This window comes from Burkholderia cepacia GG4 (assembly GCF_000292915.1).
In the GTDB taxonomy this organism is placed as follows: Bacteria; Pseudomonadota; Gammaproteobacteria; order Burkholderiales; family Burkholderiaceae; genus Burkholderia; species Burkholderia cepacia_D.
In genome coordinates this window covers 1807152-1821097 of record NC_018514.1, presented here as the reverse complement: position 1 = coordinate 1821097, position 13946 = coordinate 1807152, and the positions used below count along the sequence as shown (strand labels likewise).

Genomic DNA, 13946 nt, shown 5'->3' with positions numbered 1-13946 from the left:
AACACTATGGATGCTTTGCAAGCGGCAGCGCAGACGGCCGCGCCGTCCGGGACGGTGCTCAAACGCCGGCTGCAGAGCCGCCACATCGCGATGATCGCGATCGGCGGCTCGATCGGCACGGGGTTGTTCGTCGCCTCGGGCGCGTCGGTCGCGCAGGCGGGGCCGGGCGGCGCGATCGCCGCGTATATTGCGATCGGGCTGATGGTCTACTTCGTCGTCACCGGGCTCGGCGAGATGGCCGCACTGATGCCGGTGTCGGGTTCGTTCGCGGTTTACGGCGAGAAGTACGTCGACGAAGGCTTCGGCGTTGCGCTCGGCTGGACCTACTGGTACAGCTGGGCCGTGACGATCGCGATCGAGCTGGTCGCCGGACAGATCGTGATGCGTTACTGGTTTCCCGCGGTACCGGGCGTGTGGTGGGGCGCCGGGTTCCTGGTGCTGATCTTCCTGCTGAACACGTTGTCGGTGCGCGGCTTCGGCGAATCCGAATACTGGTTCTCGCTGATCAAGGTCGTCACCGTGATCGCGTTCATCGCGGCGGGCTTGCTGATCGCGGCCGGCCTGCTCGGCAACGGGCAACCGGTCGGCTGGCGCAACTTCAGGACCGGCGACGCACCGTTCGTCGGCGGCGTGCACGCGATGATGAGCGTCGCGCTGATCGCGGGATTCTCGTTTCTCGGCACCGAGCTGGTCGGAATCACGGCCGGTGAATCGGAAAACCCGCGCAAGACGATCCCGCGCGCGGTGAAGCAGATCTTCTGGCGGATCATGCTGTTCTACGTGCTCGCGATCTTCGTGATCGGCCTGCTGGTGCCGTACACCGATCCGAACCTGCTGAAGAGCGACGTGACCGACATCGGCGTGAGCCCGTTCACGCTCGTGTTCAGCCATGCGGGTTTCCCGCTCGCCGCCGGCGCGATGAATCTGGTGATCCTGACGGCCGTGCTGTCGGCCGGCAATTCCGGCACGTATGCGGCCACGCGGATGCTGTACAACCTCGCGGCCGAAGGGCGTGCGCCTGCGATGTTCGCGACGCTGTCGCCGGGCGGCGTGCCGCGCAACGCGCTGTACGCGACGATGGCGGTGGGCGGGCTGTGCTTCCTGACTTCGCTGACCAACAACCAGCGCATCTACCTGTGGCTGCTCAATACGGTTGGCATCACGGGCTTCATCGCATGGCTCGGCATCGCGGTCTGCCACTACCGGTTCCGCAAGGGCTTTCTGAAGCAGGGCTACCGGCTCGACCAATTGCCGTATCGCGCGAAGTGGTTTCCGTTCGGGCCGCTGTTCGCGATCGCGATCTGCATCGTGATCTCGCTCGGGCAGGATTACCAGGCGTTTTTCGCGGCCCGTATCGACTGGATGGAAGTGCTGTCGATCTATGTGTGGATTCCGCTGTTCGTCGCGATCTGGTGGGCGTATCGCCGCGTGCGCAAGAGCCGGCTCGTGCGGTACGACGAGATGGATATCGGTCCGTGGCTGACGCGGTCGGTCGAGGCCGTCGACGCCGCGGCGACGCAGCACGGGCAGCCGCGCTGAGCAGCGGGCGGTGACGGCGTGGCGCTCGACGGTCGTGTTCCGGCGCGAGGCGGATGGCCTGATCGTATGGCGTCACCTGCACGAGACGCCGGTGGGCGCTTGAATCAACGCTACTTGTCCAGCTCCGGATAGTGGCGGAAGATCCCCATGTCGTTGAACGGAATGCGGCGCTCCGATTCGAGGTAGCGCCTGACAGGCGGGTGCTGGGCGACGCGGTCGTGCAGGCCGACGAGCCCGGCGACCTTGCGCTCCGCGCGCTTCATCGCCTTCGGAAACGCGTAGCGCAGGCCTTCGATCAGCTGGAACATCGACAGGTCCGCATAGCTGAGCGCGCTGCCGGCGATAAACCCGCCTTTGTGCGGATTCTGCTCGAGTACGCGATCGAAATAGCCGAGGAACTTCGGCAGCCGGTTTTCGAGGAAGTCGGCCGCGCGCTCGGCGGCCTCCGCCTTCTGGTCCTCGTAATACAGGCCGCTGCCGATTGGATGGTGCGTGTCGTGGATTTCGGTGACGAAATCGGCGACGGTCAGCTGGATTTGATGCACCCACAGTCGCCCGGCTTCGTCGTCGGGTGCGAGCCCGAGCCGCGCGCCGAGAAACAGCAGGATGTTCGCGGTCTGCCCGACGACCACGTCGCCGGCCTTCAAAAACGGCGGCGCCAACGGCACGCATTCGGCCTTCGTGCTGTCCATCATCCGCATCATCGCCGGCACGCCCATGCCCCGCCCCGATTCGCGCGCGACGTCGACATAGTCGGCCTCGGCCGCCTCGAGCGCGAGCCGCACATATTCGCCGCGGCCCTGGATCTCCGGCCAGTAATAGAGTTCGTATCGCATGCTGCGCTCCTGTCCGGTCGATGCGTCGGTGTGGTCCGCATCGTGATGGCGGGGAGGGCGGCCATGCACCGCCCGTGGCGAATAGACAGTCTAGGAGATCGTGCCGGAAGTGCCGCGCGCGTCGCGCTCGCCGCCTTCGGGACCGTAGAAGAACACCCAGGTCGAGAAGTCGTCGGAGAAGCTGACGAAGCGGTGCGCCGCGCCGCGTGTTCTTTCACAACGGCCACCTCCAGACGCTGAAGGGCGCGACCGTGTTCATCGCCGTTCCCTTCGTGCCCCCGTTTGCCGGGTAATGCCGATACAGGTATTGACACTACCAGCCAAACCACTGTTTTTAATGGGTTTTTTCTCGTCCGGCCTGCGCCGCGACGCGTTCTGCGTGGCATAATCGATCGCATCCGCAAGGCTTGTAGTCACAACGACCCCGCATACCCATGGCACAGACTCTCTACGACAAACTGTGGAATACCCACGTCGTCCACACCGAGGACGACGGCACGACACTGCTCTATATCGACCGTCAGCTGCTGCACGAAGTCACGAGCCCGCAGGCGTTCGAGGGGCTGAACGTCGCGCACCGCCCGGTGTGGCGCATCAGCGCGAACCTGGCCGTGTCGGACCACAACGTCCCGACCACGGATCGCAGCCACGGCATCGCCGATCCGGTCTCGAAGCTGCAGGTCGACACGCTCGACGCGAACTGCGACGCGTTCGGCATCACGCAGTTCAAGATGAACGACGTGCGCCAGGGCATCGTGCACATCATCGGGCCGGAGCAGGGCGCGACGCTGCCGGGCATGACGATCGTGTGCGGCGATTCGCACACGTCGACGCACGGCGCGTTCGGCGCGCTCGCGCACGGCATCGGCACGTCGGAAGTCGAGCACGTGCTCGCGACGCAAACCTTGCTGCAGAAAAAGAGCAAGAACATGCTCGTGAAGGTCGAGGGTGCACTGCCGCGCGGCTGTACCGCGAAGGACATCGTGCTCGCGATCATCGGCAAGATCGGCACGGCAGGCGGCACGGGCTACGCGATCGAATTCGGCGGCTCGACGATCCGCGCGCTGACGATGGAAGGCCGGATGACCGTCTGCAACATGGCGATCGAAGCCGGTGCGCGTGCGGGCATGGTCGCCGTCGACGATACGACGATCGACTACCTGAAGGGCCGTCCGTTCGTGCCGAGCGGCGCGGAATGGAACCAGGCCGTCGAGTACTGGCGCGAGTTCAAGTCCGACGAAGGCGCGCAGTTCGACCGCGTCGTCGAGCTGAACGCGGCCGAGATCGTCCCGCAGGTCACGTGGGGCACGTCGCCGGAAATGGTCACGTCGATCGACGGTCGCGTGCCCGATCCCGAGCGCGAGAAGGATCCGGTCAAGCGTGACGCGATGGAACGCGCGCTGGCCTACATGGCGCTCGAACCGAACACGCCGATCGAGTCGATCAAGGTCGACAAGATCTTCATCGGTTCGTGCACGAACGCACGCATCGAGGACATCCGCGCGGCCGCGTATGTCGTGAAGAAGCTGAACCGTCGCATCGCGTCGAACGTGCGGCTCGCGATGGTCGTGCCGGGTTCGGGCCTCGTGAAGGCGCAGGCCGAGCGTGAAGGCCTCGACAAGGTGTTCACGGATGCGGGCTTCGAATGGCGCGAGCCGGGCTGCTCGATGTGCCTCGCGATGAACGCCGACCGGCTCGATCCGGGCGAGCGCTGTGCATCGACGTCGAACCGCAACTTCGAGGGCCGGCAGGGCGCGGGCGGTCGCACGCACCTGGTGAGCCCCGCGATGGCGGCGGCGGCGGCGATCGAAGGCCATTTCGTCGACATTCGCCAGCTGGGGTAACGCGTGACGGCATCGAAGCTCATCGCGCGGCTGGTGGCCGCGCTGGCGCTCGCAGGGCTGGGCTTCGGCCTGGCGGGCTGCAATACCGTCCGAGGCTTCGGCGAGGACGTCAATGCCGCCGGCAACGCGCTCCAGCGCGCCGCGGACTGACGCCCGCCGAGAATTTGTCGATGTGCGCCGGCTGAATGCCGGCCCTTCAACCGGATAGACGGATCATGGAAAAATTCAATGTGCATACCGGCGTCGTGGCGCCGCTCGATCGCGAGAACGTCGACACCGACGCGATCATCCCGAAGCAGTTCCTGAAGTCGATCAAGCGCACGGGCTTCGGTCCGAACGCGTTCGACGAATGGCGTTACCTCGACCATGGCGAGCCGGGCCAGGACAACTCGAAGCGCCCGCTGAACCCGGACTTCGTGCTGAACCAGCCGCGCTACCAGGGCGCATCGGTGCTGCTGGCACGCAAGAACTTCGGCTGCGGCAGCTCGCGCGAGCACGCACCGTGGGCGCTGCAGCAGTACGGCTTCCGCGCGATCATCGCGCCGAGCTTCGCCGACATCTTCTTCAACAACTGCTACAAGAACGGGCTGCTGCCGATCGTGCTGACCGAGCAGCAGGTCGATCACCTGTTCAACGACACGTATGCGTTCAACGGCTATCAGCTGACGATCGACCTCGACGCGCAGGTCGTGCGCGCGGGCGATGGCCGCGAATACGCGTTCGACATCACCGCGTTCCGCAAGTACTGCCTGCTGAACGGTTTCGACGACATCGGCCTGACGCTGCGTCACGCCGACAAGATCCGCCAGTTCGAAGCCGAGCGGCTCGCGAAGCAGCCGTGGCTCAACAACAAGCTGGTCGGCTGAGATTGCCTTCGGGCGGGCACGCATGACGCGTGCTCGCCGACCTGCCACCAACACCTACCCAGTCAGGAATAACGCATGAAGATTGCAGTGCTGCCCGGCGACGGCATCGGTCCGGAAATCGTCAACGAAGCGGTCAAGGTGCTGAACGCCCTCGACGAGAAGTTCGAACTCGAGCAGGCGCCGGTCGGCGGCGCGGGCTACGAGGCGAGCGGTCATCCGCTGCCGGACGCGACGCTTGCGCTCGCGAAGGAAGCAGACGCGATCCTGTTCGGCGCGGTCGGCGACTGGAAGTACGACTCGCTCGAGCGCGCGCTGCGCCCCGAGCAGGCGATCCTCGGGCTGCGCAAGCATCTCGAGCTGTTCGCGAACTTCCGTCCGGCGATCTGCTATCCGCAGCTCGTCGATGCGTCGCCGCTGAAGCCGGAGCTCGTCGCGGGCCTCGACATCCTGATCGTGCGCGAACTGAACGGCGACATCTACTTCGGCCAGCCGCGCGGCGTGCGCGCGGCGCCGGACGGCCCGTTCGCCGGCGCGCGCGAAGGCTTCGACACGATGCGCTACTCGGAACCGGAAGTGCGCCGCATCGCGCACGTCGCGTTCCAGGCCGCGCAAAAGCGCGCGAAGAAGCTGCTGTCGGTTGACAAGTCGAACGTGCTCGAAACGTCGCAGTTCTGGCGCGACATCATGATCGACGTGTCGAAGGAATACGCGGACGTCGAGCTGTCGCACATGTATGTCGACAACGCGGCGATGCAGCTCGCGAAGGCGCCGAAGCAGTTCGACGTGATCGTGACCGGCAACATGTTCGGTGACATCCTGTCGGATGAAGCGTCGATGCTGACGGGCTCGATCGGCATGCTGCCGTCGGCCTCGCTCGACAAGAACAACAAGGGTCTGTACGAGCCGTCGCACGGTTCGGCGCCGGACATCGCGGGCAAGGGCATCGCGAACCCGCTGGCGACGATCCTGTCGGCCGCGATGCTGCTGCGCTATTCGCTGAATCGCGCGGAGCAGGCCGATCGCATCGAGCGCGCGGTGAAAACGGTGCTCGAACAAGGCTATCGCACGGGCGACATCGCGACGCCGGGCTGCAAGCAGGTCGGCACGGCGGCGATGGGCGACGCAGTCGTCGCCGCGCTGTAACACGCACGGCAAGGCAGTACGGCAGTAAATGTAGAAAAGGGCGCGAGCAGGCCGCGAAATCGGCCGGTTCGCGCGCGGTTGGCCGTTGTGCGGGCAACCGGCTTTGTGTAGACTCGAACGATGGCGCTGATTTCCCTGATCTCCCCGGTCTTGAAACTCCACGGCAACACTGCCCGTGCGGGTACGCGCGCCATCGTCATCACGAAAACCATTACCACGAAAACGATCATTAAACGCTGATCGTCCGTCGTGCCCGCCTGTTTCCCCGCGCGGTCACGCCGGGGGCGGAAATGGCGGGGAAGCTCCATTCAAAGGGTTAGTCATGAACGTAGGTCTCGTAGGTTGGCGCGGCATGGTCGGCAGCGTGCTGATGCAGCGCATGCAGGAAGAAGGTGATTTCGACCTGATCGAGCCGGTGTTTTTCAGCACCAGCAACACGGGCGGCAAGGCGCCGTCGTTCGCGAAAAACGAGACTACGCTCAAGGACGCGACCAACGTCGACGAGCTGAAGAAGTGCGACGTGATCATCACGTGCCAGGGCGGCGACTACACGAACGAAGTGTTCCCGAAGTTGCGCGCGGCCGGCTGGAACGGCTACTGGATCGACGCGGCCTCGTCGCTGCGGATGAAGGACGACGCGGTCATCATCCTCGATCCGGTCAACCTCGACGTGATCAAGGACGCGCTCGTCAAGGGCACGAAGAACTTCGTCGGCGGCAACTGCACGGTCAGCCTGATGCTGATGGCGCTCGGCGGCCTGTTCCGCGAGAACCTCGTCGACTGGATGACGGCGATGACCTACCAGGCCGCATCGGGCGCAGGCGCGCAGAACATGCGCGAACTGCTGTCGCAGATGGGCGCGCTGCACGGCGCGGTGCAGGAACAACTGGCCGATCCGGCTTCCGCGATCCTCGACATCGACCGCCGCGTGCTCGCCACGATGAACAGCGATGCGATGCCGACGAGCCACTTCGGCGTGCCGCTCGCCGGCTCGCTGATTCCGTGGATCGACAAGGATCTCGGCAACGGGATGTCGAAGGAAGAGTGGAAGGGCGGCGCGGAAACCAACAAGATCCTCGGCAAGCCGGCAATGGGCGAGCCGGGTTCGATCCCGGTCGACGGCCTGTGCGTGCGGATCGGCGCGATGCGCTGCCACTCGCAGGCGCTGACGATCAAGCTGAAGAAGGACGTGCCGCTCGACGAGATCAACGGCATCCTCGCGTCGGCAAACGACTGGGTGAAGGTCGTGCCGAACGAGCGTGAAGCATCGATGCGCGACCTGTCGCCGGCGAAGATCACCGGCACGCTGACCGTGCCGGTTGGCCGTCTGCGCAAGCTCGCGATGGGCGGCGAATACCTGTCGGCGTTCACGGTCGGCGACCAGCTGCTGTGGGGTGCGGCCGAGCCGCTGCGCCGCATGCTGCGCATCCTGCTCGACAAGTAAGCATCGGGCCGCACCGCGCGCTGTCGGCGCGCGCAGCGATACGCCTGCTTGCCCCTCGCGGGGCGGCAGGCGTTTTTTATTGGTCGCCCGGGTGGGGATGGCCGGGCGACGGGGTGGTTGTCGCGAACCGGCGCTGGGCGGGCGAGAAGGCTCCGGCTACTTGCGCGGCCATGGCTTGCCCGGATCGAATCCGGTGACACGCGCAGACGATGCGATGCGCAGCGCACGAGCGCCGATTCATTCCCGGCGGCGTGTTCTGGTCGCGATTTTCATCAATCGATGCCCCGTTTTTGATAATACTGCCGCGTGCGATTCATGATGCCGATCGGCGCGACAGTCGCGCGATCCGCCCGCCGGCAGCCCGGCACGGTCGCCGGTTGCGTCGCTGCACGGGCATGGCCGGCCACGATCGCCGGCGACGAATTCGGCCCGAACCCGATCGTGTGAAGTAAACTACGCGGTTACGACGCGCAGAGGCGCCGAAAGCGTCGCGTTCTGCGCGACGCTTTTGCATTTCTGCGGCGACTTTATTGACGCTTCCCTACGCGAATCCGAGCCGCGCCCGCGCGCGGCGATAGAGCCTACGATGTCCCGAATTTCCTTGTTTCCGCGTCTGTCCCGTCTGTCGCGCGCCGTGCGTGGTGCGCTGGCGATCCTGGCGCTCGGCGCGGCCGCATCGGCCTGGGCGGCCGGTGCCGGCGAACTGCCGGCATCCGCCACAGGCGGCCCCGCTCCGCTTGCCGTTACGGTCCAGCCGGGCCAGTCGTTGAACGATCTCGCGAAAGCAGCCACGCAGTCGCACGACCCGGGTGTGCTCGCGCGCGCTGGCCGCGCACTGTTCGACGCCAATCCGCAGGCGTTCATGAAGCGCGACCCGAACCGCCTGAAGCCCGGCGTGACGCTGACGGTGCCCGCGCTCGACGCGACGGGCGCGGCACTCGTGCCGGCCGGAGCGTCCGCAGCATCCGGTACATCAGCCGCTGCCGCGGCGGTCGCCGCGCCCGGCGCGTCCGTGGCCGCGCAGCATGGTGCGTCCGCGCCGCATCCGGGGTCGGCCGTGCAAACCGGGCCGGCCGCATCGGTCACGCATCCGGCAGCCGTGAGCGGCGCGAGCGCAGCGGCGGCGGCAGGTGCGTCCGCTTCGACCGGTGCGTCGGGCGCGCATGGTGCGTCGCCGGTCGCGACCGTTCAGCCGGTGGCGCCGGGTGCCGGCGACAGCGGGCCGCACGAATGGAGTGGCGCGATCCAGTCCGCCCCGTCGTCCGCGAGCGAGGCTGCTGCGCAGCCCGCACCGGGCGGTCTGGTGCAGGGCGGGCACGCACCGTCCGCTGCGGCATCCGTCGTGGGCGCGTCGCAGCCGCGGCCGTCGAGCCTGCAGCAATTACTGGCACTGCAGAACCGCGTGCTGATGGAACTGCAGAAGCACGGGATCGGCAAGCCTGCCGCGACCGGCAACATGACACCCGCACCGGCAGCGACACCCGCCGCCCCGCGCCCGGCCGCGCCCGACGCAGTTGCATCTGCCGCCGCGTCGTCGGCCGCGAGCGAAGCGGCGTCCGGCGTGGTCGCCAGCGCGGTGCAGCCGGCATCGGCGCCTGTGCAGTCGGCCGTGCCCGTCACGGCGACGCCGCCCGCGCGCGGTTCCGATCAGATCGACTGGCGCCCGGCCGCAGCGGCCGGCGCGGCCGTGGTGGTTCTCGCGGCCGGGTTCGCGTGGCGCAAGCGCCGGAAAGCGCGGCCTGCCGATGCGGTTGCGTCTGAGTCTGCTGATGCGGCGGCGGCCGATGCCGGCGCATCGTCGTCGTCCGTCGAGCCGTTGCCGCCGATCCTGCCCGAGACGCAGGTTGCCCGAGACGCGGCCGCCGACGTGAGTCTCGTCGCGGCCATCGCGGCAGCGGCAGAGACGGTCGATACGCGCGATGCCGATGCGTCGTCGTCGCCGGAAGCGGTGAAGCCGCACGACGATCAAGCGGAAGCGCCGTCCGCGCACGCCGCGTTGGAGCGCGACTCGGCGCCGGTGCCACACGACTCGGCGCCCGTCGCGGCAACGGCCGCCGGCGAGCCGGTCGAAGCGCCTGCTGCAACCGATGCCCAGCACGCGGTGCTGATGCAGAACGCGATCAGCGCGCTCAACAGCCTCGACATGCCGCTGCCGCCGCGTATCGCGGACGAGTCTGCCGCGCGGGAAGGGCAGGCCGAAAGCGGGCAAATCGCAACTAACGGTCAATTCGCACCGCGCCGGCCGGTCGGCGCAAGCTATCTGCCCCCGGAACACCCGGCCGACCATGACGACGAGTTCGACTGGGACTCGGACGCGGCAACGCCGGCGACTCACGCGGGCGGTTCGTCTGGGCTGTCGTCGCTGCCGCCGCTCGGCGGTGCGCAGTTCGGCGCGTTGAAGCTGGATTTCGATCTCGACCTGCCTGCCACGCCGGATGCCGTGTTGCCCGCGCTGACGCCGGCCGAGCTCGTGCGCATTGCGCGCAACAAGCTGGATCTCGCGTCCGAGTATGTCGAGCTGGGCGACCTGTCCGGCGCGCGCACGCTGCTGCAGGAAGTGGTCGACGCGAACGACGCCGCGACGCGCGACGATGCGCGTGCGCTGCTCGCGAAACTGGCGGAACAGGCGTGATGCGAATCGCGCTGGGGGTTCAGTACGACGGCGCCGCGTTCTGCGGCTGGCAGGCGCAGCCGCACGGCAAGACCGTGCAGGACGCGCTCGAGCACGCGCTCGGCGAATTCGCGTGCGTGCCGCTGCACACCACGGTTGCGGGACGGACCGACACGGGCGTGCACGGGCTCGGGCAGGTCGTGCACTTCGACACCGACCTCGACCGCGAGGATTTCTCGTGGGTGCGCGGCACCAACGCGTTCTTGCCGTCGACCGTGTCCGTGCAGTGGGCCAAGCCGATGCCGGACACGTTCCATGCGCGTTTCGCGGCGTTTGAGCGCACCTATTACTACGCGCTGTATGTGCACCCCGTGCGCTCGCCGATGCTGGCCGGGCGGGCGGGCTGGATCCACACGCCGCTCGACGACGACGCGATGCGTGCCGCCGCCGCGCACCTGATCGGCGAGCACGACTTCTCGTCGTTCCGGTCGTCGGAATGCCAGTCGAAGACGCCGGTCAAACACCTGTACCAGATCGACGTGCGGCGCGCGGGCCACTTTATTCATTTCCGCTTCCGCGCGAATGCGTTCCTGCACCATATGGTGCGCAACCTGATGGGCTGCCTCGTCGCGGTCGGGCGCGGCCGCTATCCGGCGGACTGGATCGTCGACGTGCTGGCCGGGCGCGATCGCAAGCTCGCCGCGCCCACGTTCATGGCCGACGGGCTGTATCTTGCCCATGTCGGCTACCCGGCGGAATTCGCCGTCCCGCCCGCGCAGCTCGGCAGCGTGCCGTGGAGCAGCGTCTGGGCCGACCTGGACCCACAACCATGACGGATCACGCCGTGTCTCCTTCGACCCCCGCCGCGGCCGGCCTCGCGCCGCGCACGCGCATCAAGCTGTGCGGCCTGTCGCGCCCCGAGGACGTGCTGCACGCGGCGGCGGTCGGCGCCGATGCGATCGGCCTCGTGTTCTACCCGAAGAGCCCGCGCGCGGTATCGATCGCGCAGGCGGCCGAGCTCGCAAGCCTTGCGCCGCCGTTCGTATCGGTGGTCGGACTGTTTGTGAACGCGACCGAAGCCGAGCTCGAAGCGGTCGTGCGCGACGTGCCGCTCACGGTGCTGCAATTCCATGGTGACGAGACGCCCGAGCAGTGCGAGGCGCTCGGCCGCGCGGCGCGCCTGCCGTGGTTGCGCGCGGTGCGCGTCGGCCCCTCGACGCAGCCGGCCGATTTGGTAGAATCAGCTCTTCATTATTCGAAAGCACGCGGCCTCCTGTACGACACCCTGGTGCCGGACTACGGCGGTAGCGGCAAGGTCTTCGATTGGTCTCTTATTCCCGCAGAGCTCGCGCATCGGGCCGTTTTGAGTGGTGGCTTGAACGCGCAAAACGTCGGTGATGCGATCCGCCAGTTGCGCCCGTTTGCTGTCGATGTCTCGAGCGGCATCGAAGTGGAGGGTGCGAAGGGCGTGAAGGATCACGCCCGGATGGCGGCGTTCGTACGCGCGGTGCGCGCAGCGGACGCCGAGTGATGCAAGAAGGTGCGGCCCCGACAGCGGGGCGCGCCGACCGATCGAGAGTGACACCATGTACAACCTTCCTGATGATCGCGGCCACTTCGGCCCGTATGGCGGCGTATTCGTCGCCGAGACGCTGATTCACGCGCTGGACGAACTGCGCACGGCGTATGAAAAATTCCGGAACGACCCCGATTTCGTCGCGGAATACGAGCGCGAACTGAAGTACTTCGTCGGCCGTCCGTCGCCGATCTATCACGCGCAGCGCTGGAGCGAGATGCTCGGCGGCGCGCAGATCTACCTGAAGCGCGAGGACCTGAACCACACCGGCGCGCACAAGATCAACAACGTGATCGGCCAGGCGCTGCTCGCGAAGCGGATGGGCAAGAAGCGCGTGATCGCCGAGACCGGCGCCGGCCAGCACGGCGTCGCGACGGCGACGATCTGCGCCCGCTTCGGGATGGAGTGCATCGTCTACATGGGCGCCGAGGACGTGCGCCGCCAGGCTGCGAACGTCTACCGGATGAAGCTGCTCGGCGCGACGGTCGTGCCGGTCGAATCGGGTTCGCGCACGCTGAAGGATGCGCTGAACGAAGCGATGCGCGACTGGGTCACGAACATCGAGAGCACGTTCTACATCATCGGCACGGTCGCGGGCCCGCACCCGTACCCGGCGATGGTGCGTGACTTCCAGCGCGTGATCGGCGACGAGTGCAAGGTGCAGATGCCTGAACTCGCCGGCCGTCAGCCGGACGCGGTGATTGCGTGCGTCGGCGGCGGCTCGAACGCGATGGGCATCTTCTATCCGTACATCGACGATGCGTCGGTGCAGCTGATCGGCGTCGAAGCGGCCGGCGACGGCCTCGACACCGGCCGTCACGCGGCGTCGCTGATCGCCGGCAGCCCCGGCGTGCTGCACGGCAACCGCACCTACCTGCTGCAGGACGACAACGGCCAGATCATCGAGACGCATTCGGTGTCGGCAGGCCTCGACTATCCGGGCGTCGGCCCCGAACACGCATGGCTGAAGGACAGCGGCCGCGCGCAATACGTGCCGATCACCGACGAGGAAGCGCTGAAGGCGTTCCACGACTGCTGCCGGATCGAGGGGATCATCCCCGCGCTCGAGTCGAGCCACGCGATCGCGTACGGCGTGAAGCTCGCGCCGACGTTGCCGAAGGACAAGATCCTGCTCGTCAACCTGTCGGGCCGCGGCGACAAGGACATGCACACGGTCGCCGAGCGATCGGGCCTCACGCTCTGACCCCGACCGATGCGTGACCTGATCGAACAGCCGGGCGGCGGCGCCGCGAGCGAAGCGGGGGCGGGGCAGCCTGCCGTCGCCGTGCCGTGCACACTGCCGTCCGGGATCGAACTGCACAACCGCGATTTCATGACCGAAGCCGCGCGCCTGCCGGATGCGTCGATCGACCTGATCGTCGCCGATCCGCCGTACGGGCTCGGCAAGGACTACGGCAACGACTCAGACAAGCGTTCGGGCGACGATTTCCTCGCGTGGACGCGCGAGTGGCTCGAGCTCGCGGTTCCGAAGCTGAAGCCGAGCGGGTCGATGTACATCTTCTGCACATGGCAGTACGCGCCGGAAATCTTCAGTTTCCTGAAGACGAAGCTCACGATGGTCAACGAGATCATCTGGGACCGGCGCGTGCCGAGCATGGGCGGCACGACGCGCCGTTTCACGTCGGTGCACGACAACATCGGCTTTTTCGCGGTTTCCAGGGCGTATTACTTCGATCTCGATCCGGTCCGCATCCCGTACGACGCCGATACGAAGAAGGCCCGCTCGCGCAAGCTGTTCGAAGGCAGCAAGTGGCTGGAGATGGGCTACAACCCGAAGGACGTCTGGTCGGTCTCGCGCCTGCATCGGCAGCACGCGGAGCGCGTCGATCATCCGACCCAGAAGCCGCTGGAAATCATTGAGCGGATGGTGCTCGCGAGCTGCCCGCCGGGCGGCCGCGTGCTCGATCCGTTCATGGGCAGCGGCACGACCGCGGTGGCCTGCGCACGGCAGGGGCGCGACTTCGTCGGCTACGAGATCAACGAAAGTTATTGCGCGATCGCGCACGAGCGCGTGAACGCGCTCGCCACGCCGGCGTGCGCGTGAGTCGCGCCGCCGCAGTGCCGAT

The 13946-nt window shown here is 67.1% G+C and carries 13 protein-coding genes; 12 read left to right on the top strand and 1 reads right to left on the bottom strand.

Annotated features, from left to right (window positions below; genetic code table 11):
* Positions 1 to 6: 6 nt before the first annotated feature.
* A complete protein-coding gene (locus GEM_RS23795; protein WP_014899961.1) occupies positions 7 to 1539 on the top strand; it encodes an amino acid permease in 1533 nt (510 codons plus the stop codon).
* A 110-nt stretch (positions 1540 to 1649) separates the two neighbouring features.
* Here GEM_RS23795 and GEM_RS23790 read toward each other — a convergent pair whose 3' ends face one another.
* A complete protein-coding gene (locus GEM_RS23790; RefSeq protein WP_014899960.1) occupies positions 1650 to 2375 on the bottom strand; it encodes a glutathione S-transferase family protein in 726 nt (241 codons plus the stop codon).
* Between the two features lie 434 nt (positions 2376 to 2809).
* Between GEM_RS23790 and leuC the strand changes: the two genes are divergently transcribed.
* From leuC to GEM_RS23735, 11 genes are all read left to right on the top strand, one after another.
* The gene (gene leuC, locus GEM_RS23785; RefSeq protein ID WP_014899959.1) at positions 2810 to 4219 is read left to right on the top strand and encodes a 3-isopropylmalate dehydratase large subunit; all 1410 of its coding nucleotides are present in this window, start codon (positions 2810 to 2812) and stop codon (positions 4217 to 4219) included.
* A 3-nt stretch (positions 4220 to 4222) separates the two neighbouring features.
* Positions 4223 to 4369, top strand: coding sequence for an entericidin A/B family lipoprotein (locus GEM_RS23780; RefSeq protein ID WP_039319030.1), 147 nt, complete (start codon positions 4223 to 4225; stop codon positions 4367 to 4369).
* Positions 4370 to 4434: 65 nt separating this feature from the next.
* Entirely contained in the window at positions 4435 to 5085 is a 651-nt protein-coding gene (leuD, locus tag GEM_RS23775) for a 3-isopropylmalate dehydratase small subunit (protein ID WP_014899958.1), read from the top strand.
* Between the two features lie 75 nt (positions 5086 to 5160).
* Positions 5161 to 6228 carry a 3-isopropylmalate dehydrogenase gene (gene leuB / locus GEM_RS23770; protein ID WP_014899957.1) on the top strand — a complete coding sequence of 356 codons (1068 nt, stop codon included), beginning with the start codon at positions 5161 to 5163 and terminating at the stop codon, positions 6226 to 6228.
* A 120-nt stretch (positions 6229 to 6348) separates the two neighbouring features.
* On the top strand, positions 6349 to 6468 hold the full coding sequence (locus GEM_RS32340; RefSeq protein WP_039319027.1) for a hypothetical protein: 120 nt from the start codon (positions 6349 to 6351) through the stop codon (positions 6466 to 6468).
* Positions 6469 to 6550: 82 nt separating this feature from the next.
* Positions 6551 to 7672 (top strand): aspartate-semialdehyde dehydrogenase, encoded by a 1122-nt coding sequence (asd, locus tag GEM_RS23760; protein WP_014899956.1) that lies wholly within the window; start codon positions 6551 to 6553, stop codon positions 7670 to 7672.
* Positions 7673 to 8258: 586 nt separating this feature from the next.
* On the top strand, positions 8259 to 10304 hold the full coding sequence (locus GEM_RS23755; protein ID WP_014899955.1) for a FimV/HubP family polar landmark protein: 2046 nt from the start codon (positions 8259 to 8261) through the stop codon (positions 10302 to 10304).
* Entirely contained in the window at positions 10304 to 11116 is an 813-nt protein-coding gene (truA, locus tag GEM_RS23750; RefSeq protein WP_014899954.1) for a tRNA pseudouridine(38-40) synthase TruA, read from the top strand. Before GEM_RS23755 ends, truA begins: the two co-directional genes overlap by 1 nt.
* Positions 11113 to 11814: a phosphoribosylanthranilate isomerase gene (locus GEM_RS23745; protein WP_014899953.1), complete on the top strand. Its 702-nt coding sequence runs from the start codon at positions 11113 to 11115 to the stop codon at positions 11812 to 11814. Before truA ends, GEM_RS23745 begins: the two co-directional genes overlap by 4 nt.
* A 55-nt stretch (positions 11815 to 11869) precedes the next feature.
* Positions 11870 to 13063: a tryptophan synthase subunit beta gene (gene trpB / locus GEM_RS23740; protein WP_014899952.1), complete on the top strand. Its 1194-nt coding sequence runs from the start codon at positions 11870 to 11872 to the stop codon at positions 13061 to 13063.
* A 9-nt stretch (positions 13064 to 13072) separates the two neighbouring features.
* Entirely contained in the window at positions 13073 to 13924 is an 852-nt protein-coding gene (locus GEM_RS23735; protein WP_014899951.1) for a DNA-methyltransferase, read from the top strand.
* Positions 13925 to 13946 lie beyond the last annotated feature (22 nt).